Source organism: Marinomonas sp. 15G6-16, from assembly GCF_055809555.1.
The window spans coordinates 1,190,322-1,211,851 of sequence record NZ_CM147916.1; the positions used below are offsets into that span (position 1 = coordinate 1,190,322).

The window sequence follows — 21,530 nt, forward strand, 5'->3', positions numbered from 1 at the left end:
ATTGGCGCTAGCGGGGAAACATCACAAGATGGTCAAGGTGTACCGTCAAACCAATTTCTTGCCCTACATGATGATTGTGATGTGACGACGCGAAACAATACACAACCTTGCCAGAAGACAGCTTTACTCGATACAGAAAGTGCGACCCTCTAAACCACTTACTCACAATAACACCAACAAACTCACTGTCGTCATCATGCAAAATATCATCTGGTCGAATCAATAAATCCACATCCGTATTGTCGGCAAAGCCATGATCTAAATCTCCATGAATGTTGCCTAAATCAGAATGCACGCAATCTGGACCACAAACCGTCGCGGGTAAAAAGTCACCGTGCCCAATAAAGCTCGCCACAAAACGCGTTTCTGGCTGATGATAAACTTCATAAGGTGAACCTGTTTGATGTATTTCACCAGCATCCATGACAGACACTTGATCCGCCATTGCAAAGGCTTCCATCTGATCGTGCGTTACCAACAATGCACTCATCTTTTCATGCTGCAATATTTCACGAATATCTGGCACTAGCTCTTCTCTCAGCTTGGCATCAAGACCAGAAAAAGGCTCATCCATCAAAAGTAATTTGGGCTTTGGCGCCATAGCACGAGCCAAGGCCACACGCTGTTGCTGACCACCTGAAAGAGAATGCGGGTAACGAGCTTGAAAGCCAGATAAACCAACCAAATCTAATAAATAATCCACTCGCTCGTTGGCCGCTTTCTTTGGCCAAGCTGTCAATCCAAAAGCAATGTTCTGAGCAATCGTCAGATGAGGAAATAAAGCAATATCCTGAAACACCATACCAATACGGCGCTCTTCCGGATTGGTGGTAATAGATGGGCTGGAAATAATCTCTCCATCTATTTTGATTTCACCAGTCATCAAGGGCTCGAAGCCAGCAATAGCACGTAATAATGTCGACTTTCCGCAACCGCTCGGGCCAAGCAAACAACCAATCTGACCTTCTAAAAGTTGAAATGACGCCTCTTTAACAATCGAGTCACCATCATAACCCACAGTCACATTGGTTAAGGTCATTTCTTTTAATTTCTCATGGGAAGGTAACGACGTCATATACAAACCTATTTAGAAAATTCAGCACGAGAGGAAATGGAACGGCTCAAGAGTATGACTGGCGCCAGTCCCACCAGCACTATCATTAAGGATGCCGGTGCAGCATCGATTAATCTTTCATCCGACGCCAATTCAAACGCCCTAACAGCCAAGGTGTTAAAATTAAAAGGTCGCAACACCAAGGTCGCAGGCAATTCTTTTAATACATCAACAAAAACAATCAACATGGCCGTGAGTACAGAACCTTTCAGCAAAGGAACATGGATTCGAGCCAATACTTTTGCGGGCGTCATACCTAGTGATCGCCCAGCCATATCCATACTCGGCTTAATCTTACCAAGTCCATTTTGTACAGCACCTAACGACACCGCCATGAAACGCACCGTATAAGCAAACAAGAGCGCAACTAATGTGCCAGAGAAGATCAGACCGACTCTTTGGTCTGTATACTGCTTCATGAAATCAATAATTCTATGGTCAAGCCAAGCCAATGGCACAATTGTGCCGATTGCGATAATGGTTCCAGGTAAGGCGTAGCCCATTCCAGCAATACCAATAGAGGCTCTAACACTCACACCTCGGTTTAGACGTATTGCATAACTCAAAACCAATGCAAGCCCTACGGCAATCATGGCGGCTAAAGCAGCTAAATATAAAGAGTTCCACGCCAGCTGAACAAATTTTGAGTCAGGCACTTCGGCCTTAAACAGCGCCCAATACAACAGAATCCCCACAGGAATAAGGAAACCAAACAAAATAGGTAACCAACAAACAAAGTAGGTGAAAAAGACACGGCTCCCTGTCAATTGAATCCGTCGATTACTGGCTTTCCTTAACCCCGAAGCATGATAACGAATACGTCGACGTGAATGCTTCTCTAATAAAATCAGCACAATCACAAATAGTAGCAAAATACCCGCTAACTGAGATGCCGCCATTACGTCACCAAAGCCGTAGAAAGTACGCAGAATTCCCGTCGTAAAAGTATTCACACCAAAGAACTGAACGGTTCCGTAATCGGCCAATGTTTCCATCAACACCAGAGTAAGTCCTGTCACAATGGCTGGACGAGCAAGAGGCAATGCCAACTTAAAAAACGCGGCTCGACTTGAATAACCAAGCGTACGACTCACTTCTAAAGTGTTTTCAGATTGCTCTAAAAATGCCGCGCGACTCATCAAATAAACGTAAGGATACAAAACCAAAGTAAGCATGACGATCGCACCACCTAAGGAACGAACTTCAAAGAACCAATATTCTCCGTAACTCCAACCAGTTACAGAACGAATAAAAGTTTGCACTGGTCCAGCGAAATCAAAAATTCCCGTATAGGTGTAAGCAATAATATAAGCCGGCATGGCCATTGGCAGAAGCAAAGCCCAAGACAAGAGTTTACGGCCGGGGAAATCGCACATACTGGTTAGCCAAGCGCAAGGGACGCCAATTGCAAAAGCGCCAATCCCCACACCTAACATTAAGAGAAGAGAGTTTTGAATGTAGTCAGCTAGAACCGTTTCATAAAGGTGACGCCATACATCGCCATTACCGATCAGGACATTCACTAATACGACTAATATAGGTAATGCTAAAATCGCCGCAATCGAAACTGCAGCGATTTTTAACCAGTTACATTTAAGCCTGCGGGCTGCACTGGGAGAAGTGGAGTCAACCATTAATAATATAAGCTCACTTTAAAGAGGACGTTATTTCCAACCGCCTAGATCCATTAACTCAACTGCCGCTCGGTTATTCACACCCAACGTGCTCAGCGAAATCGTATCTGCACGGAACTCGCCAAATGGTTCTAACATTTCTGGCGCACTTGCTCCTTCCACAACAGGGTATTCATTGTTTACATGAGCATACCATTCTTGTGACTCATGGTTGGTTAGAAACTCTAGCAATAGAGTTGCATTCTCTACATTCGTTGCCGCCGCAGTTAAACCAGCACCACTAACATTCACATGAGCGCCACGATCGTCTGCCGCTTGATTAGGCCAGAATGGTTTAACGTTTTGATAAACTTCTCTTTCGCTTGCATCTGTACTTTGACCAAGACGGCCATAATAGTAAGTGTTCGCTAACGTCAGATCACAAACCCCAGCATTAACTGCTTTCAGAAGGTCAACATCACCACCGAATGGAGGGCGAGCCAAATTAGACACCAAACCTTTAATCCAAGCTTGTGTTTTTTCTCGGCCATCCACTTCTAACATGGAAGCAACCAAAGATTGGTTATAAATATTTGCCGATGAGCGAACACAAATACGCCCTTTCCATTTTGAGTCAGCAAGATCTTCGTATGTAGAAAGGTCTGCTGGAGAGACTTTTTTAGGGTTATAAAATATCACTCGAGCACGTTGTGATAAGCCGTACCAATAACCATCTACATCACGTAAATGACTCGGAATGTTAGCATTAAGCACGTCACTGTTAATTGGCTTCAACACACCGGCTGTTTTCGCTCGGTACAAACGCCCTGCATCAACCGTAATAAATACATCGGCTGGGCTAGCATCGCCTTCTGCTCGTAATCGGCTAAGCAAGGCGTCCGCAGAACCAGTAATAAGATTCACAACAACGTCGTGTTCTTTTGAAAAGGCATCTAAAGCCGGTGCAATCAACGACTCTTTACGAGCAGAATAAACATTCACTTCACCTTGAGCCTGAACATTGGCAGAAAGCACTAAAGAAGATGTAAGAGCAAGAAAGCCCATACTATTTCGAAAGGATGTAGAACTTATTTTTTCGACTATTGCGCGTAACTTTGTTGGCATAAAAACTTTCCACCTAGCTCAAGATCCACCCCAGAATTGAGCCTTTTAAAGGCCAATTAGGAGTGCGTAAGTCATTAAATTTGAGACAAGAAATTAACACAGGCTAAGAATGAACACTAGCGATTCTCATTTAAGAATGAGGAAAAAAATGTTGTTTTACTGTATTCAAAATTTGAAGATAAAAGCCTCTTAATTACACAGTTAAGGAAGGTGCGAACAAGTCTTCTGAGCTTCAGTCTTATCAGAGAAACGGTCTATCAAGGCAAGAGTGAGCAGGAATGTTAATACCTTTCAATCACTCTTAACGCAGAGAGGCCGTTTCTCTAAAAGACCCGAAGGGCGTGGGCTAAACGCTTTTTATTCTTTGTTAAGCTTCTTGCCAATATGTTCATATTGGACTGCGAAGCTTACCTCGAATAATAAAGGTTTATCCACACGCTGAAGCCAGTGGACTTGTTCGTACCTTCCTTAATCAAGCAACTGATTCAACCCATCACTGATAATAAGCGCATCATCAAGCTCGTAAATAATACCTTCTGAAAGACCTGCCGCCTTTGCAACAGCAATCGGAAAACCTTCACGAACCAGGTCCGAATCACGTTCCGCTCGAATACAGGCATTTAAATAGCAAGCCAAATTCAAAACACACGCTAAAGGTTGTGGAGGATCAAGTTCAAACGGTCTTGGGTGATGCTTCACCGCATCGCCAATTGAGGCTGGGAACTTCCATAAATCCATCAATGCTTTACCCGCATCTTGAGAAGTAAAGCCCAACAAATCTAGCTCGGCTTTCACAAAGCCAGCCTTACGATTCACAACCAGCTGTCGAATTTCTCGTGCAGTGTCTGGAACAGTAAGGTGCAACAATAAACGCCCGATATTATGAACGATACCTACCGTAAAAGCCTCATCCGCTTCAACCAAAGAAGTACGTTTAGCAAACCATTGAGATAGTTCTGCGACACGGAACGAATCCGCCCAAAACTCTGGTAGCTTAATGCCATCTACTTTTGCTACAGAATTTGAGAAGCCAGACGCAATAACTAAGGTTTTAAGCTTATCAATTCCCAACAAAACCGTTGCTTCGTCAATCGATGAAATTTTTCTCGATAAGCCAAAATAAGCAGAGTTCACAACACGCAGAACTTTCAAGGAGATAGTTTGATCATGAGTCACTTTTTCTGAAATTTCTGCATACTTAACATTAGGGTCGTTAAGCATTTGAATCAATTCACGCACAACATCCGGTACATTAGGCAACTTATCAGTGTTCTTTAAAAGTTCTTGGACTTGCATACTTCTGCACCTTTGTTTTCATTGGTTTCATGTCAAAAACGCGATTGCTTTATTCTGCCAAATACCGCGATTAAATACTTTATTTAATTTACGTCATAAAAAAGACGCTAAACCTGCAGCACGGGCAATCAACTTTTTCTTCAAGGATGTGTTGCAATCGAAGCTTTTCATTCCGGTATTTCTCAGCTGAACGACAAATGGATGCTGAGTCGAGAACAAACGTTTAAAGGTTTCCATTCCTGCAGCCATGACAACATTATCCAACATACGCGCTCGCTGATAGCGTCTTAAGACTTTGCTTGAGCCAAGGTTCTCACCTCGTTTATGCGCTTTACTTAGAACATCCACCAAAGCTTTCACATCTGAGAAGCCCAAGTTCGCTCCTTGCCCTGCCAGCGGGTGAATGGTGTGAGCCGCATCACCAATCAAAGCAATACCGGATTTAACATATTCTTTCGCGTGTCTTTGACGAAGAGGAATAGCTTGGCGAGAGCGCGTGATCGACAGCACATTAAAACGCCTGTTAATAGCGTAGTGTACGCGTCGACAAAATGCATCATCCGATAACGCCTTGAGAACACTTGCTTCTTCAGGTGGCACACACCAAACGATTGAAACAAAGTGTCGGTTATCCACGGCAGGCAGAGGCAAAAAGGCCAACACCCCCTCTTCACCAAAACTTTGCCATGCAGTGTTGTTATGAGATTTATCTATTTCAATGGTTGCAGCAATCGCGGTATGGCCGTAATCCCATTCTACTGTCGAAAAGTCATTTTCTGAACGCAGTTTGGAACCACCACCATCGGCAGCGATTAACACTTGCGACGTCAGTCGATCACCCGACTGTAAGTCTACTTCTGCTCCGCTCTCACTTAATTCATGCGATACCAAAGCATTGTCAAAATACAAATCGATATTTTGATTGTCTTGTATTTGCACCATCATTTGTTGACTCAAGACGGTGTTCTCAACCAAGTCGCCTAGCTCAGGCATGGCAGCAGAACCAGCGTTGAAATCGATATAACCTGAACCCAATCCGTCCCAAACCACGATATTGTCGTAGGTGGCCACTCGCCCTTGAGGAATGTTTTGCCAGACGTTAGCGGATTCTAATAAAGCTTTTGATTGACTAGAAATGGCACTTACTCTGGCATCGTAAGCTGGCGGAACCGACAAAGTGTAATCACCGTTGTGTTTATCAATCAACGCCACTCGCAAAGAAGATTTAGCCAAAAGAATCGCCGATAGTGCGCCAACCATTCCAGCACCAACTATGATTACATCGTACGATTTAGCCATGTGTCTAACACTCCACTCTATTTTTTCACAAGCCAAGACAGTTAGTCTTGCGCCATTAACGCCTCAATGTCTGCAATCTCTTTTGCTAGCCCATGAGTTAAAACATACGGACCTTCAGCGCGAATAAGCACATCGTCTTCTATCCGAATACCAATGCCACGCCATTTTTCGTCTACAGATTCATTATCAGCTGACACGTACAAACCCGGCTCGATGGTTAACACCATGCCTTCTTCAAGCAAACGCGATTCGCCAGCCACTTTATAAGCGCCACAGTCATGAACATCTAAACCTAGCCAATGACCTGTATTATGCATATAAAAATCTCGATAAGCCTTGCTTTCGATCAGCAAATCCACATCGCCACTTAATAAACCGTGAGTAACTAAACCTTCTGTTAACGTTCGCACTGCCGCATTATGAAAGGCTTCATAAGGCGCACCAACGACAAGTTTTTTCATACCCGCATGATAAGCGTCGAGCACAACTTGATACAAAGCCGCTTGAGGTTCACTGAACTTGCCATTGGCAGGAAAAGTACGAGTAATGTCTGCGGCATAACAACCGAGCTCAGCACCCGCGTCGATAAGAATCAAATCACCGTCTTCAATTCGTTCATCATTTTTAATGTAGTGTAAAACACAAGCATTACTTCCTGATGCGACAATGTTGTTATACGCAGGTTGGCGCGCGCCGGATTTCATAAAGACGTAATTCAATTCGGCTTCTAGCTGATATTCCATCATGCCAGGTCGAACTGACTTCATGGCTTGTTTATGAGCTTCTACGCTGATTTGCGCAGCCGCTTCCATAATGGCAATTTCTTCTTTGTCTTTGATTAAACGCATTTCAGCAATAATAGGCCCAGCGTCAATAAACGACGTTGGTGCAACGGCTCCCGCTCTTGCACGAGCAGACAGTTTATCGCGACACTCAGCCACTTTTTCACGCAAGACACCATCATCGAACAGATAAGCCACATTCGTTGCGCCATCTAAAGCAGAAAACAAAGCGTCGTCTAATCCATCAAGATCTAACGCATCCGTTGCTCCGAAGCTCTGCATAGCGCCTTCTGAACCAAAGCGGAAGCCTTCCCATTGCTCCTTTTCAGGATCTTTCGGCAAGGTTACCAATGTCATTTCACCACCAGCACGAATAATGGCGTACGCACTTGGCTCAGGAAAACCAGTCAAATAAAAGAAGCTGCTATGAGGCCGAAACTCGTATTCACAATCATTATTGCGAGTCGACAGCTCGCCAGTACGGATAACCACCACACTGTTTTCAGGTAAAGATTGCATCAAGCGCTCGCGGCGCGCTTGGTAAGTTTGAGTTTCAATTTTCATAAAATGCCTCACTTAATGCCAACAACTGCCAATGTAGAAATTAGTGCAATGGATTTTTCTTTGTATGATCGGCGTCTGGATTTACATCATGGTGTTCTGAATACATCATCATGGCAGACAATCTAACATATTCAACCAACTCTGTGAGATCGGCTTCGTTGTCATTGTTGTCTTCCAGAGATCGCATTTCAGCTTGCATACCAGAGATATTGGCGAAATCACGAAGAATCTGTTTTGTCTCATCCGAAAGTGTATTTTTCTGGCCAGACAAACCATAACCCGCTAGGAAACCATGCGCCCATTGGGACAAGGTAACGCCTCTTTCACAAAGCTCAGCATCGTCGTCAGAAATACTCGGCACCAATGCGTATTCGCCATTCTGAAATAAAGTAAGCGTTGCTGTGTAAAGCTCAACAATGGCAGCACGGCTAGCCTCTTCTTTCCAACCTTCTATGTCGCAAAATTCAGCTACCATAGTCAGCCAGTCTTCTAGTAACAAAGTCACACCAGAGGCAAGATAACCACACAGTTGGCCGTGTAGCTCAGCAGGCGATGCCGTAATAGATTCAGAAACAAAAACATCGGCGATTAAATCAAAGTCCAATGCGTCTTTTAACATTTCTGTGGACGTAGCCGTTCTGGACATAGTCTTCCTACCTAATCTTGTTCAATTCGTTATAAAAAAGAAGCCGCACCTAATGGTGCGGCTTTTCGTTTCAATCTTAACAATTAGCCTAATTGCTTCAGGCCAGACTCCAAGGTTTGTAAAATCAGAGTATTGATTGTCATTGGCCCAACGCCACCAGGAACGGGCGTGTAAGCAGCAACACGCTCTGTTAACGGAGCTAGCTCGATATCGCCAACACCACCTGGGTGATAACCAGCATCAACAACAACCGCGCCATCTTTAATCCATTCTGCTTTAATAAATTCTGGCTTGCCCACAGCACCAACAACCACATCCGCTTGTTTGATCAAGTCAGGTAGGTTTTTAGTACGCGAGTGACAAATAGTAACGGTTGCATTCGCATTCAGCATCATCATTGCCATTGGTTTACCTAAAATTGGACTACGCCCAACAACCACAGCATGTTTGCCTTCTAGGTTTACATCGTATGCTTCAAGTAAACGCATAATCCCTGCTGGTGTTGCCGCGCCATACGCTGGCTCTTGCATCGCCATACGACCAAAGCCAAGACAAGTAACACCGTCTACATCTTTGCGCGCTTCAATGGCATCGAAACAAAGACGTTCATCGATTTGCTCTGGCACTGGATGTTGCAATAAAATACCGTGCACATCAGGGTTAGCGTTTAACTCTTCAATTGTGTTTAGCAGCTCTTCTGTCGTAGTGGTTTCTGGTAGCTCAATCGCTCTAGAATCCATACCAACACGGCGACAAGCGTTGCCTTTCATTTTTACATAAGTGGCTGAGGCTGGATCAGCACCAACCAAAATAGTCGCTAAAATAGGCGTACAACCGGTACGTTCTTTAAGCTCGGCAACTTGAGCTTGTAAGCGGTTTTCAGTTTCTTTGGCGCAAAGTTTGCCGTCAAGAACCAATGCAGTCATGAAAGAGCTCCAATAATAATAGAGTGATATATGAGGGGCGGATATTGTACCTCAAGTTTTGATTCGATAGGCACTTTGAAGCGCAATTTGTTCTTCAAAACCACACTAAAAGCCTACAATTTTAGCTTGCAACTGGCTCCAAATAATCCACAAGAAGCTGTAAGTTACGCTGCCCACGAAATTCATTAATATCCAGTTTGTATACTAAGCGAACCTTTTCCGCCTTATCATTTGGCCATTTAGCTAAATCAACAAAGAAGCTAATCGCATCCAAAAGCAGCCCACTGCTTGGCTCGCGTACCATAAGTTTCAGATGTTTTTCGCCAACCAAACGCTGTTGAAGTACATCAAAAACACCATCAAAAATAGGCTCGGGAAAGGCTTGTCCCCAAGGGCCAGATAATCTTACCTGCTCAGCAAAACTCAAACTGAAGTCCTCCGCAGCAAGAGGACCATCTGTCAAAATTCGCGCTTCAAGTTGTTCTGGCGTCACCCATTCCGTGATGATAGCATCAAATGCCAAACGAAAAGCCTCATAGTGAGATTCTCGAATCGTCATTCCAGCAGCCATCGCGTGACCACCAAACTTACTCAATAATTGTGGATAACGTTTGGCCAATAAATCCAAGGCATCACGAATATGAACACCGGCAATAGAACGAGCCGAGCCTTTTAATTCGTCTTCGCCAACTCGAGCAAAGGCAATAACAGGTCGATGGCACTTTTCCTTCATTCGAGAAGCTAAAATACCAATAACCCCTTGATGCCAATCTGCATCATAAAAGCACATGCCATTTGGGATTTCTTGTTCATCGTCCAACAAGTCTTCCAATACTAGCTCTGCCTGCTCTTTCATGTCGGACTCAATGGCTTTTCGCTCACGATTAAATTGATCGAGCCGTTGCGCATACTCGCGCGCCTGATGAGGATGAACGGCAAGCAAGCACTCAATGCCAATCGACATATCATCAAGTCGTCCTGCGGCATTTAGCCTAGGGCCAACAGCGAAACCTAAATCAGACGCTTTTAACTGCGTATGATCTCGATGCGCAATATCCAATAAAGCCAAAATACCCGGTCGTGCCAATCCAGCTTGGATGCGCTTAATCCCTTGTTGCACAAGAATGCGATTATTCGCATCCAAGGGAACAACATCTGCTACGGTTCCCAAAGCCACTAAGTCCAAATAATCAGCCATTTTAGGCTCAGGAATATGCTGTTCAGCAAACCAATTGCGTCGATTTAATTCCGCTCGCAAAGCCGACATTACATAAAAAATCACCCCAACACCCGCTAAATTTTTACTTGGAAAACCACATTTTGGATGATTAGGGTTCACGATCGCATCGGCTTCTGGCAAGTAATCACCGGGTAAGTGGTGGTCTGTCACCACGACTTTCATTCCATAGAATTTAGCAGCCAGAACACCATCAATACTGGCAATTCCGTTATCCACCGTCATTAATACGGCAGGCTCTTTTTCCTTAGCAACTTCGACAATCTCTGGGGTTAAACCGTAGCCAAATTCAAATCGATTGGGCACTAAATAATCAGGGGCAACTGCGCCCATCGCCTCTAACGCCAAAATACCAAGACTGGTACTAGTTGCACCATCGGCATCGAAATCGCCAACGATTAGAATCTTTTGACCTGCCATTATGGCATCCGCAAGAATAGAACCCGCCGTTGTGAGATCAAATAAGGAGTCTGGACGGAGTAAGTGAGGAAGACGGTAATCTAAATCCGCTTCAGACATAACACCGCGAGCCATAAAGACTCGCTGCAATGTCGCGGACATATTGTTCGGAAAATGATTTTCTTCGGTAGGAAGTATCCGACGTTCAATGCGCATATAAGATCTCAGGAATCAAAAAATGAATCGAGAAAGGATACCACGAATTAGAACATCTATTTAAAAATGCTAGCCTGTACAAACTTGGTTACGGCCTGAATGCTTTGCAAGATACAATCGGCTATCAGCCAAAGTAATGGCTTCCCTTAAAGTCACAGATGACGTCGTACTTGCCACACCCACACTGAGCGTTACACTAAAAGCTTGACCCTCATAAGAGAACTCATAACTTTCTATACGCTTACGTATCAACTCAGCTAACTCATTGGCTTCTTGAACACTACCTTCAGGCAGCGCCATTAGAAACTCTTCACCGCCCCAACGCGCAGCAAAGCCGTGCTCAGGTAAGGAGGTTTTAATAATTTCTGCTATTTTTGTTAGCGCATAATCCCCAACATCATGACCATATTGATCATTGATACGCTTAAAAAAATCCACATCTGCCAATAACAAATGAATGATTTCCTGTTCTTTGGCTTCTAAGCGCTGCAACATACCTCGACGATTTAACAACTCAGTCAAGCTGTCAATATACGCCAATAACTTTAACTTGCCTGTCGTCTTTTTTAATTCATCGTTAAAGCGAGACATGGAGTATTCATAAATACCGGATAAGAAAATCACCACCATAAAAGAAAATAGGATTCTAGACGGCAGTGTTTCGTGATGACCAAATTCAGAGAAGTGGTTATCGGTAAAGAACATAACAATAATTAAAACTGCAGTAAAAACACCCAGCTCAATTAACCCTTGCTTCATGCCATGCAAAAACAAAGACACAGCAGGAACACAAAAAATCCATACATGCCCCGTACCGTTCATACCACCAGTATAAACAAGGTAAATCATCAAGGCATAAAGGGGATAAATAACAAAACTGCCAGAAAGGGAGTGATTATGGGAAAATCGAAGAAAAACATGGTTCATCGCATACAAAACCGCGATTAAAACCAAACACAAACCTAGTGTAGTTCTACCTGTAAAGAGAGAAATAATTCCGAGTGGAAGTGTGAAGCAAATACCAACAATGGTAAAAAGGTTAATAATAAGAACTCGACGAGCGTTTTCAGAAAAAGGCTCATCTTCGACCCCGACATAAAAGAACTTTAACCAAGCCGATTTATTTTGTGTTTTTTTATTAGGCTTCGCAATTTGCTTAGCTTTATTCGATTTGTCCATAGTTCTGACCCAGAAGCTATCAAGGCTATTTAATAACCAAACTTTACACTAAAACATAAAACGACTCCCTAAATATTGTCAAATCGTTACAAATAACAACATTTAGCGCTTCCCAAAAGCCTTTTAAGCTGGATATAGACGAGACAAAAGCACAGGAACCACCGTTTCTACTTTCAAAATTCGCTCACCTAGATGCACAGACTCCATTCCCGCCTCTAACCATTTACTCACTTCGAATTCATTCCAGCCACCTTCCGGCCCCAAAGCCAACACACAAGGTTCTTGAATATTAATCGGGCAAGGTTTGGCCAGATAAGGGTGCGCTAATAAGCCTATTTTATTTTCTAAAAGATCCGGTAATTGGTCTTCAACAAAAGGACGAAATCTTGGTATCAAAGACCATTTTGGCATCAAGGTATCTTTCGCTTGTTCAAGCCCTTGCATAAGGCATTCATTAATAGAATCCGTTTGCAGAACAGGACTTTGCCAGTAGCTTTTCTCAACCTTGGCAGAATGGATCAAATACAGCTCCTTCACTCCCATTGCCGTAATATTCTGCAATGTACGTTTCAGCATATTTGGTCTAGGTAATGCCATTACCAAGATCATTGGTAGTGGCTCAGGCGCAGATAAAGATAGATTCAAGGAATGAATATAGCCTGGCTGATGATCACTCGGTGGCTCGTATATTCCCTCACCTATTTTGCCGTTCAGCACACCGACTCTTAATACATCTCCCTGCTGAGCCTTGATTACTTTAGACACATGAGTTTGCTGACGATCTGTTAACGTGTATTGATCTGTACCTAATGTGTTTTCAGGGTCAAGCAGAATAAGGTTCATAAAAGTAGCGCTTTAAAAAGAAAAAATGGGAGGACAAACAGAAACGGCCAATCATGGATTGGCCGTTTCATTGGTTCAATAGACTTAGTTAGATTTTCTCAGCAACAAAGGCCTGAACATCACTTAAGCTATTTTCCAAAACAGAGTAGGACTCTTCACGTTCGAAAAGGTCTTTCATATGTTCAGGTAATTTTGGTGATTCACAGCCCGCTTTTTCCACTGCTTCAGGGAATTTAACCGGATGAGCGGTCGCCAAAGTGATCATAGGAACAGACTTATCTTTCCAACAATTACGCGCTGCTTCTAAACCAATTGCTGTATGTGGATCAAGCAAGTATTGCGTCGATGCAAAAACATCAGCGATGACTTCACATGTCTTCTCATCATCCACTTTATAACTATCAAAGTTCTCTTTTACAAAAGACCAAGCGTCATCATTCAAAGAAACATCACCTTGATTAAAGCGCGCCATTAGATCGTCAATTTGAGCACCATCACGGCCATGAGCATCAAACAACAAACGCTCGAAGTTACTGGATACCATGATGTCCATACTTGGCGACAAGGTCACATTCAATGACTGACGGCTCATATCATTCTCGGCAATGACACGGTGTAATATGTCATTTTGGTTCGTAGCAACAACCAACTGATCGACAGGTAAACCCATTCGTTTTGCTAAGTAGCCAGCAAAAATATCCCCGAAGTTACCAGTAGGAACAGAGAAAGACACTTCACGATGCGGAGCACCAACAGACAAAGCTGAAGAGAAGTAATAAACAACCTGAGCCATAATTCGCGCCCAGTTTATTGAGTTTACGGCACCTAATTTAGCGCCTTTCAAGAAAGACTGATCAGCAAAGCTTGATTTCACCATACCTTGGCAATCATCAAAGTTACCTTTCACTGCAATATTGAAAACATTATTGTCGATTACTGTCGTCATTTGACGACGCTGCACTTCAGACACTCGCTGGTAAGGGTGCAAAATAAAGATATCTAGATGTTCTGAGTGACGGCAACCTTCAATTGCGGCAGACCCAGTATCACCCGATGTAGCACCTAAAATAACCAATTTTTCTTTACGCTCAGCCAGAACGTAATCCATCAAACGACCAAGCAATTGCAAAGCAAAATCTTTAAACGCCAAAGTCGGGCCACGGAATAACTCAAGAATCCACTCGTTATTACCAACCTGAACCATAGGAGCAATAGAAGAGTGATTAAAGCCAGCGTAGGCTTCATCAATCATTTTCTTGAAAGCTGCTTCAGGAATGTCACCTTCAACAAAAGGCCACATCACTTTAAACGCTAACTCTTGGTAAGAAAGATTCGCCCACGAAGCGATCTCTTCTTTACTGTAATGAGGCAAGCTTTCTGGCACGTACAAACCGCCATCATTCGCCAAACCAGCCAAAAGCACGTCACCAAAAGACAATGCAGGCGCTTTACCTCGAGTAGAAATATATTTCATCTTTGACTCTCTCTTATGCCAAGTTTTCGACACGGATTCGTTGAACAGTACCCGCAACATCCGGCAAGGCTTCAATTGCCGCAATAGCAGCATTCATATTACGTTCTTTCACATCATGAGTCATAACGACAAGCGGCACTAAATCACTGCCTTCTCTCTCACGCTGAATCAGAGACTCGATGCTAATGCCATTCAAAGACAAGATTTGAGTAATATTGGCTAATACACCTGCACGATCTTGAATCGTCATATTTAGAAAGAAACCGCACTCAATCTCTTCAATCGGCAACACTTCCGTATCAGACAAAGCGTCTGCTTGGAAAGCCAAATGAGGCACTCGATTGGTTGGATCTGCAGTAAGCGTACGAGCAACATCAATCACATCAGCCACAACAGAAGAACCTGTTGGCAAAGCACCTGCGCCTGCGCCATAGCTTAACGTTGGTCCAACAACATCACCTTGAACCATAATAGCGTTCATCACACCATTTACATTGGCAAGCAACTGCTTATGAGAAATCAAGGTTGGGTGGACACGTAATTCGATACCACTCTTAGTGCGACGAGCAATACCAAGGTGTTTAATCGAGTAACCAAGTTGGTCTGCAAAAGCCACGTCTTCAGCTGTAATTCGGCTAATGCCTTCTGTGTAGGTTTTTTCAAACTGTAGAGGAATACCAAATGCGATAGAGGCAAGGATGGTTAACTTATGAGCAGCATCAATCCCTTCTACGTCAAATGTAGGGTCGGCCTCAGCATAACCAAGCACTTGAGCTTCAGCCAAAACATCGTCAAAGTCGCGCTTCTTCTCACTCATTTCTGAAAGAATAAAGTTACCAGTACCATTAATAATACCAGCCAACCAATCGATCTGATTGGCAGATAAGCCTTCACGCAAGGTTTTAATGATCGGAATACCGCCAGCAACTGCCGCTTCAAAAGCGACCATAACGCCTTTTTCTTGGGCTCTAGCAAAGATCTCATTGCCATGCTCCGCAATAAGCGCTTTATTGGCTGTTACAACATGCTTGCCATTCGCTATAGCCGTTAAAACCAAGTCTTTTGCAACCGTAGTACCGCCAATTAGTTCCAGTACAATATCAATCTCTGGATTGTTAGCAACGTCGAAAATATCACGTGTAACATTCATACCGGTGGTGTCGCACATATCATTATCACGACGAGCGCCAATTTGCTCAATCACAATGCTGCGACCAACACGTCGTGTAATTTCTTCCGCATTATTCCGAAGAATGTTAAAACTGCCAGACCCAACAGTTCCTAGCCCACAAATTCCGACTTTTACCGGTTTCAAAACAATACCCCACAGAGATGATTTAATTTTTATTTATAAGTAATTCAATTAAATGTAAAACCGACACATTATACCGAGAGAACGGCGCAAACCCAACGCACAAAAGGCTGAAGTAGGCCTATGTTTGGTGAAATATTTTGCGATAAGGCTATAACCCAAGACGTTCAACCAATTGCGCAGCAGGCAAATACCCTGGCAAAAGCGTACCATCACCTAAAATAATACTCGGTGTACCACGCACACCAACTTCATTACCTAAGTTATATTGATCTGCAACTGGATTCACACATTTATTAGCTGGGACACTTTTCCCTAGTTTTGCATCGGTAAGCCACTCTTTCGGATCATCTGAACACCAAACACTGACCATTTTTTGATAAGACTCTGAACCGACTCCAGACCTAGGGTAAGCAAGATAACGCACCGTCACACCAGACTCATTTAACTGAGCCACTTCTTTATGAAGCATACGACAGTAAACACAATCAACATCCGTAAAAACAGTAATATGCGCCCTTTCGTTAGGCGCTTTGTAAACGATCATATCCGACTCTGGTATCGCTTCGACTTTTGCCAATTTGGCTTTCTCTGTTTCATTCTCCAGCAACTCACCTTCGATACGATACAAATCACCCGCAACAAAATATTTGCCGTCCTGAGTGACATGCAACACAGGCCCACCAGCCAGAGTCACAACATATAAGCCAGCACCATTATGCAATTCGACACTTTCTATTTCATATTGAGGTAAAGCAGCTTGAATAGACGACAAAACAGTCGCCTCATCCGCAAAAGAAACACTAGACAACGAGAACATCACCGCCCCCATAACAAAACGATGAGCCAGTGAACTGAAAACTTTATTCATGAAGGACCTCAAAGACAGAAACAGTCTCTATTAGGCCATATAGAAGGGCGTTAGTTCCATAAAAAAAGGCGACTTGCGTCGCCTTTTTTAGGTAGAGAATATTAACGTTTAGTTAGTTTCTCTTTAATACGTGCAGACTTACCAGAACGATCACGTAGGTAGAAGATCTTAGCTTGACGCACGTCACCGCGGCGTTTCACTTCAATGCTCTCAACTAGAGGACTGTATGTTTGGAAAGCACGCTCAACACCAACACCGCTAGAAATTTTACGAACAGTGAATGCTGAGTTAAGACCGCGATTACGCTTAGCAATTACAACACCTTCATAGGCCTGTAGACGCTCGCGTGAACCTTCTTTAACTTTAACTTGAACGACAACAGTATCACCAGCACCGAATGCTGGAACTTCTTTTGTCATCTGTTCAGCTTCTAATTGCTGAATCAGTTTAGTTTTATTGCTCATGGATGTGACTCCTAATGATATGGTTTCTTATCAGTGCGAAGGTTCTTCTTTCTGATAAGCTCGCAATTCCTACTCTGCCGAGGTTGAATCTTCAGTTTCGCGAATAAACTCTTCTAACAACTTCTGCTGTTCCTTGTCCAACTCAAGTTCTTGCAGAAGGTCTGGCCGGCGCTGAAAAGTTCTTACGAGCTTTTGTTTTAAACGCCAACGTCTAATCTCCTCATGGTTGCCACTAAGTAGTACAGGCGGCACAGGCACACCATTTAATACTTCTGGGCGAGTATAATGCGGGCAATCCAACAAACCATCGGCAAACGAATCTTCGTCTGCGGAGGCCTGCTTTCCTAACACTCCTGGAACCATACGAAATACAGCATCCATGAGCACCATAGCCGGCAACTCACCACCACTTAGGACAAAATCGCCAATCGACCATTCTTCATCAACCTCAGATTGAATCAAACGCTCATCGACTCCTTCATAACGACCTGCTACCAGAATAAATTCTGCTTGTTTAGCAAGCTGTTGCACGCCTTCTTGCGTTAGCGTACGCCCTTGAGGGGATAGATAAATAACTTTTGCATTGGGCACCATTTTCTTGGCACACTCAATCGCATCTTTGAGAGGCTGAACTTTCATCAGCATCCCAGGGCCACCGCCATAAGGACGATCATCTACAGTCTTATGTTTATCATGAGTAAAGTCGCGAGGATTAAAAAAATCCACTTCAACCAACCCTGATTTAATGGCTCTGCCTGTTACTCCATATTGAGTAATGGCCTGAAACATTTCCGGAAAGAGCGATATAACGCTAACCTTCACGTTGTGACCTCAGCTTATCTGTTTAAAATTCGGGATCCCAATCTACTACCATTTCCTGCTGTTCTAAATCAACGTTCAAAACATAAGTTCCTGGAGCATACGGAATCAATCGTTCTTCTCGATCAAAACTGCCTTCACACGCACGGACAACAACAACATCATTCGCACCGGTTTCCATAAGTTGAGAAACCTTCCCCAAGAGGACACCCTCTTTGGTTATAACCCTTAGACCTTCCAACTGACTCCAGTAATAATCACCTTCATCTAATGCTGGTAGATCCTTGCCATCAATGTAAATGTCCATACCACAGATTTCTTTAACTTGATCTCTGTCGGTATAACCTTTCACCGATGCCACCAAACCACGCCCTTGCAAACGCCCTTGGCTTAATTCTACGGTTTTCCACCCACTAGGAGTTTTCAACCACCAACGCGCATAATCAAAGATTCCTTGCATTGGGTCAGTGTGTGAATATAACTTCACCCACCCTTTAACACCGTAAACTGATGTAATGCGTCCAACAACAAGGGCTTGCTCAGGAGCGGCCGCTTGTTTCAATTTAGACATAGCACTACCTCAGTATTAAGCGTTTTTGCTAGCATCTTTTACAAGCTGCGCAGCACGGTCAGAAAGTTGAGCGCCTTGGCTAACCCAGTGATTTACGCGATCTAAGTCGATGCGTAGACGTTCTTCTTGACCACGAGCAATAGGGTTAAAGAAACCCAAACGCTCGATGTAACGACCATCACGTGCACGACGGCTATCAGCCACGTTCAAGTGATAGAATGGGCGCTTTTTAGAGCCACCACGAGAAAGACGAATAGTTACCATTTGATTGGCTCCTTATTGCTTAACGAAACCCTCTTGCCGAGTCGAATTTTGGACTCATACTACAAGAAGGCGGCATATTCTAGTCGATAAACTAGAAAAACAAAAGGGCGATTTGCTCGCCCTTTCAATTAAAGTAGTAGTTTTTTAAAAACCACCTGTAAAAACAGCTAATTAGCTCTACATTCTAGGGAAACCACCACCGCCTGGCATACCGCCACCCGGCATCATTCCACCTAATCCGCGCATCATTTTCTGCATTCCGCCCTTAGAGCTGAATTTCTTCATCATTTTTTGCATTTGTTTATGTTGTTTCAACAAGCGATTCAAATCTTGAATCTGCAAGCCTGCACCGGCTGAAATACGCTTCTTACGAGAGCCATTTATCACATCCGGATTACGACGTTCCGCTGGTGTCATAGAATTAATCAAGGCTTCCATTTGAACGAACATTTTGTCATTCACTTTATCTTGAATATTACCCAGCTGCCCCATACCTGGAAGCTTATCCAACATAGAGCTCATTCCGCCCATGTTTTTCATTTGCTGAAGCTGCTCTTTAAAGTCTTCTAAATCAAAGCCTTTACCTTTTTTAAGCTTACCAGCTAATTTTTCAGCCTTATCCTTGTCGATTTTTTGCTCAGCTTGCTCTATAAGAGAAAGCATATCGCCCATACCAAGAATACGAGAAGCTAAACGATCAGGATGAAATGGCTCTAGTGCGTCAACTTTTTCACCAACACCTAAGAACTTAATTGGCTTACCAGTAATATGACGAACAGATAATGCCGCACCACCACGGGCATCACCATCCGTCTTCGTTAAAATAACCCCTGTTAGCGGCAACACATCACCAAAGGCTTTCGCTGTATTCGCTGCATCTTGACCTGTCATCGAGTCAACAACAAACAAGGTCTCAATTGGGTTAACAGCTGCATGCAACTCTTTGATTTCCGCCATCATGGCGTCATCAACAGATAAACGACCTGCCGTATCAACAATCAATACATCTTTATGCGCTTTCTTAGCGTAATCGATAGCACCATTTACGATGTCGATTGGCTTTTGAGATAAATCACTCTGAATGAAGTCAACACCGACTTCACCCGCAAGCGTTTCAAGCTGTTTAATCGCAGCCGGGCGATATACATCAGCACTAACGACAGAAACAGATTTCTTTTCGCGCTCTTTTAAATATTTTGCCAACTTAGCCGCAGAAGTGGTTTTACCCGCCCCTTGTAAGCCCGCCAATAAAATAACCGCTGGACTTGCAACACGAAGGTTCAGGCCATCATTCGCCTGCCCCATTACGTTTTCAAGCTCTTGCTTCACTATCTTAAGGAAGACTTGGCCAGGGCTTAGGCTTTTTGATACTTCAGTACCAATTGCTCGCTCTTTTACAGCGGCAATAAAATCTTTTACAACAGGCAACGCGACGTCAGCCTCAAGGAGCGCCATACGTACTTCACGTAAAACATCTTTTACGTTTTCTTCTGTCAGTTTGGCTCGACCTCGAATATGATCAAGCGAGGAAGTTAAGCGATTCGATAAATTGTCGAACATATTGCCCTCAAATTTGGTTCTAAATGGAAAAAACCTACGGTTTCAGTTTATCCAAGGTGAAATTGGCTCTATTATAACGGATAAATGTTTTTCACCCTATACCTTTACTCAGCGGAACCTTTAGTTTCATGATTCAATTATCGCTTTGGCTTGCCTGTCTCGCTTCTATAATTGCCGGCGCAGCTTATTTCGCCCGTCCGCAAAGCCGCTTCACACAGCACATTGGCGCATTAGCTCTCGCTACCCATACATTTTCTTTGATCCAACTTTTACTCAATAAAGACGGTTTTAATTTTTTAACCATCGGCCTTTTAATTGCGTTTATTGGCAATAGCCTACTTTGGTTTAGCAATCGCGATAAAGATCTCTCTCTATTATTAGGCGTTGCCTTCCCTCTTGGCGCCATCATTATAGCCCTCAACGCCATAGAGCCTTGGGACCTAATGCAACTGCATAGCAACTCTTGGGGCACCAGCGCTCATATATTAATTGCTTCCGCTGCTTATAGTTTGTTTACTGCCGCTTGCGGAGTTGGCATTTTGCTGGCAATTCAAGAATACCAACTCAAACATCACAAACTAAAACAGCTATTAAGAGTGCCCCCTCTGCAAGTTTTAGAACAGCTTATGTTTGAGTTCATTTGGGCCGCTTTTGTATTGTTAACCATAACAATAGCGACAGGTTTTTATTTCATCGAAGACATGTTTGCTCAACACCTTGCTCATAAAACCTTCTTCACCATTATGTCTTGGTTTGTTTTTGCAGGACTTTTGTTAGGTAGGCACATTGTAGGGTGGCGCGGACAACTAGCCGTAAAACTTACGCTAAGTGGCTTTTTTCTGTTAATGCTTGGCTACTTCGGTAGTCGTATTGCATTGCAAATTTTGCTTCATTAAACACAATTAGATCAAAGTAGTTTGACAGTCAGATCTTAAGAACTAATAATCCATTTATCT

At 43.4% G+C, this 21,530-nt stretch carries 20 protein-coding genes; 1 reads left to right on the forward strand and 19 read right to left on the reverse strand.

Going from position 1 to position 21,530, the window contains the following annotated elements:
- Nucleotides 1–7 precede the first annotated feature (7 nt).
- The 19 genes from AC0L46_RS05730 to ffh form a co-directional block, all read right to left on the reverse strand.
- Nucleotides 8–1,075 (reverse strand): ABC transporter ATP-binding protein, encoded by a 1,068-nt coding sequence (locus tag AC0L46_RS05730; protein WP_473506439.1) that lies wholly within the window; start codon nt 1,073–1,075, stop codon nt 8–10.
- A gap of 8 nt (nt 1,076–1,083) precedes the next feature.
- On the reverse strand, nt 1,084–2,748 hold the full coding sequence (locus tag AC0L46_RS05735; RefSeq protein WP_473506441.1) for an ABC transporter permease: 1,665 nt from the start codon (nt 2,746–2,748) through the stop codon (nt 1,084–1,086).
- Nucleotides 2,749–2,778: 30 nt separating this feature from the next.
- Entirely contained in the window at nt 2,779–3,852 is a 1,074-nt protein-coding gene (locus AC0L46_RS05740) for a Fe(3+) ABC transporter substrate-binding protein (protein ID WP_473506443.1), read from the reverse strand.
- Nucleotides 3,853–4,320: 468 nt separating this feature from the next.
- Nucleotides 4,321–5,148, reverse strand: a complete 828-nt coding sequence (locus AC0L46_RS05745) for an HDOD domain-containing protein (RefSeq protein ID WP_473506445.1) — start codon at nt 5,146–5,148, stop codon at nt 4,321–4,323.
- A gap of 93 nt (nt 5,149–5,241) precedes the next feature.
- On the reverse strand, nt 5,242–6,447 hold the full coding sequence (locus AC0L46_RS05750) for a UbiH/UbiF/VisC/COQ6 family ubiquinone biosynthesis hydroxylase (protein WP_473506447.1): 1,206 nt from the start codon (nt 6,445–6,447) through the stop codon (nt 5,242–5,244).
- Nucleotides 6,448–6,488: 41 nt separating this feature from the next.
- A complete protein-coding gene (locus tag AC0L46_RS05755; RefSeq protein ID WP_473506449.1) occupies nt 6,489–7,793 on the reverse strand; it encodes an aminopeptidase P N-terminal domain-containing protein in 1,305 nt (434 codons plus the stop codon).
- Between the two features lie 40 nt (nt 7,794–7,833).
- Nucleotides 7,834–8,439 carry a UPF0149 family protein gene (locus tag AC0L46_RS05760; protein WP_473506451.1) on the reverse strand — a complete coding sequence of 202 codons (606 nt, stop codon included), beginning with the start codon at nt 8,437–8,439 and terminating at the stop codon, nt 7,834–7,836.
- 83 nt (nt 8,440–8,522) lie between these two features.
- Nucleotides 8,523–9,365 (reverse strand): bifunctional methylenetetrahydrofolate dehydrogenase/methenyltetrahydrofolate cyclohydrolase FolD, encoded by an 843-nt coding sequence (gene folD / locus AC0L46_RS05765; protein WP_414681402.1) that lies wholly within the window; start codon nt 9,363–9,365, stop codon nt 8,523–8,525.
- Between the two features lie 121 nt (nt 9,366–9,486).
- Nucleotides 9,487–11,217: a single-stranded-DNA-specific exonuclease RecJ gene (recJ, locus tag AC0L46_RS05770; RefSeq protein ID WP_473506453.1), complete on the reverse strand. Its 1,731-nt coding sequence runs from the start codon at nt 11,215–11,217 to the stop codon at nt 9,487–9,489.
- Nucleotides 11,218–11,286: 69 nt separating this feature from the next.
- The gene (locus tag AC0L46_RS05775) at nt 11,287–12,396 is read right to left on the reverse strand and encodes a GGDEF domain-containing protein (protein WP_473506455.1); all 1,110 of its coding nucleotides are present in this window, start codon (nt 12,394–12,396) and stop codon (nt 11,287–11,289) included.
- Between the two features lie 123 nt (nt 12,397–12,519).
- On the reverse strand, nt 12,520–13,239 hold the full coding sequence (locus AC0L46_RS05780) for a 16S rRNA (uracil(1498)-N(3))-methyltransferase (RefSeq protein WP_473506457.1): 720 nt from the start codon (nt 13,237–13,239) through the stop codon (nt 12,520–12,522).
- 88 nt (nt 13,240–13,327) lie between these two features.
- Nucleotides 13,328–14,713: a threonine synthase gene (thrC, locus tag AC0L46_RS05785; protein WP_473506459.1), complete on the reverse strand. Its 1,386-nt coding sequence runs from the start codon at nt 14,711–14,713 to the stop codon at nt 13,328–13,330.
- Nucleotides 14,714–14,726: 13 nt separating this feature from the next.
- A complete protein-coding gene (locus AC0L46_RS05790; RefSeq protein ID WP_473506461.1) occupies nt 14,727–16,028 on the reverse strand; it encodes a homoserine dehydrogenase in 1,302 nt (433 codons plus the stop codon).
- Nucleotides 16,029–16,176: 148 nt separating this feature from the next.
- Nucleotides 16,177–16,896, reverse strand: coding sequence for a thioredoxin fold domain-containing protein (locus tag AC0L46_RS05795; RefSeq protein WP_473506463.1), 720 nt, complete (start codon nt 16,894–16,896; stop codon nt 16,177–16,179).
- A 101-nt stretch (nt 16,897–16,997) separates the two neighbouring features.
- Entirely contained in the window at nt 16,998–17,360 is a 363-nt protein-coding gene (gene rplS, locus AC0L46_RS05800) for a 50S ribosomal protein L19 (protein ID WP_414681395.1), read from the reverse strand.
- A 69-nt stretch (nt 17,361–17,429) separates the two neighbouring features.
- Nucleotides 17,430–18,182, reverse strand: a complete 753-nt coding sequence (gene trmD, locus AC0L46_RS05805; RefSeq protein ID WP_473506465.1) for a tRNA (guanosine(37)-N1)-methyltransferase TrmD — start codon at nt 18,180–18,182, stop codon at nt 17,430–17,432.
- Nucleotides 18,183–18,204: 22 nt separating this feature from the next.
- Nucleotides 18,205–18,750 (reverse strand): ribosome maturation factor RimM, encoded by a 546-nt coding sequence (gene rimM / locus AC0L46_RS05810; RefSeq protein WP_414681393.1) that lies wholly within the window; start codon nt 18,748–18,750, stop codon nt 18,205–18,207.
- 15 nt (nt 18,751–18,765) lie between these two features.
- Nucleotides 18,766–19,014: a 30S ribosomal protein S16 gene (gene rpsP, locus AC0L46_RS05815; RefSeq protein ID WP_191595974.1), complete on the reverse strand. Its 249-nt coding sequence runs from the start codon at nt 19,012–19,014 to the stop codon at nt 18,766–18,768.
- Between the two features lie 177 nt (nt 19,015–19,191).
- Nucleotides 19,192–20,574, reverse strand: coding sequence for a signal recognition particle protein (gene ffh / locus AC0L46_RS05820; RefSeq protein WP_473506467.1), 1,383 nt, complete (start codon nt 20,572–20,574; stop codon nt 19,192–19,194).
- 128 nt (nt 20,575–20,702) lie between these two features.
- Here ffh and AC0L46_RS05825 point away from each other — a divergent pair, with 128 nt between their 5' ends.
- Nucleotides 20,703–21,470: a cytochrome C assembly family protein gene (locus tag AC0L46_RS05825; protein ID WP_473506469.1), complete on the forward strand. Its 768-nt coding sequence runs from the start codon at nt 20,703–20,705 to the stop codon at nt 21,468–21,470.
- Nucleotides 21,471–21,530: the final 60 nt, after the last annotated feature.

Bases quoted from the DNA above. Each gene is read 5' to 3' on its own strand.
- ffh (WP_473506467.1), bottom strand. From the start codon at position 20,574: ATGTTCGACAATTTATCGAATCGCTTAACTTCCTCGCTTGATCATATT.
- AC0L46_RS05780 (WP_473506457.1), bottom strand. From the start codon at position 13,239: ATGAACCTTATTCTGCTTGACCCTGAAAACACATTAGGTACAGATCAA.
- AC0L46_RS05750 (WP_473506447.1), bottom strand. From the start codon at position 6,447: ATGGCTAAATCGTACGATGTAATCATAGTTGGTGCTGGAATGGTTGGC.
- AC0L46_RS05795 (WP_473506463.1), bottom strand. From the start codon at position 16,896: ATGAATAAAGTTTTCAGTTCACTGGCTCATCGTTTTGTTATGGGGGCG.
- rplS (WP_414681395.1), bottom strand. From the start codon at position 17,360: ATGAGCAATAAAACTAAACTGATTCAGCAATTAGAAGCTGAACAGATG.
- thrC (WP_473506459.1), bottom strand. From the start codon at position 14,713: ATGAAATATATTTCTACTCGAGGTAAAGCGCCTGCATTGTCTTTTGGT.
- AC0L46_RS05735 (WP_473506441.1), bottom strand. From the start codon at position 2,748: ATGGTTGACTCCACTTCTCCCAGTGCAGCCCGCAGGCTTAAATGTAAC.
- AC0L46_RS05745 (WP_473506445.1), bottom strand. From the start codon at position 5,148: ATGCAAGTCCAAGAACTTTTAAAGAACACTGATAAGTTGCCTAATGTA.
- rimM (WP_414681393.1), bottom strand. From the start codon at position 18,750: ATGTCTAAATTGAAACAAGCGGCCGCTCCTGAGCAAGCCCTTGTTGTT.
- folD (WP_414681402.1), bottom strand. From the start codon at position 9,365: ATGACTGCATTGGTTCTTGACGGCAAACTTTGCGCCAAAGAAACTGAA.
- AC0L46_RS05775 (WP_473506455.1), bottom strand. From the start codon at position 12,396: ATGGACAAATCGAATAAAGCTAAGCAAATTGCGAAGCCTAATAAAAAA.
- AC0L46_RS05760 (WP_473506451.1), bottom strand. From the start codon at position 8,439: ATGTCCAGAACGGCTACGTCCACAGAAATGTTAAAAGACGCATTGGAC.
- AC0L46_RS05740 (WP_473506443.1), bottom strand. From the start codon at position 3,852: ATGCCAACAAAGTTACGCGCAATAGTCGAAAAAATAAGTTCTACATCC.
- AC0L46_RS05825 (WP_473506469.1), top strand. From the start codon at position 20,703: ATGATTCAATTATCGCTTTGGCTTGCCTGTCTCGCTTCTATAATTGCC.
- recJ (WP_473506453.1), bottom strand. From the start codon at position 11,217: ATGCGCATTGAACGTCGGATACTTCCTACCGAAGAAAATCATTTTCCG.
- rpsP (WP_191595974.1), bottom strand. From the start codon at position 19,014: ATGGTAACTATTCGTCTTTCTCGTGGTGGCTCTAAAAAGCGCCCATTC.
- AC0L46_RS05755 (WP_473506449.1), bottom strand. From the start codon at position 7,793: ATGAAAATTGAAACTCAAACTTACCAAGCGCGCCGCGAGCGCTTGATG.
- AC0L46_RS05730 (WP_473506439.1), bottom strand. From the start codon at position 1,075: ATGACGTCGTTACCTTCCCATGAGAAATTAAAAGAAATGACCTTAACC.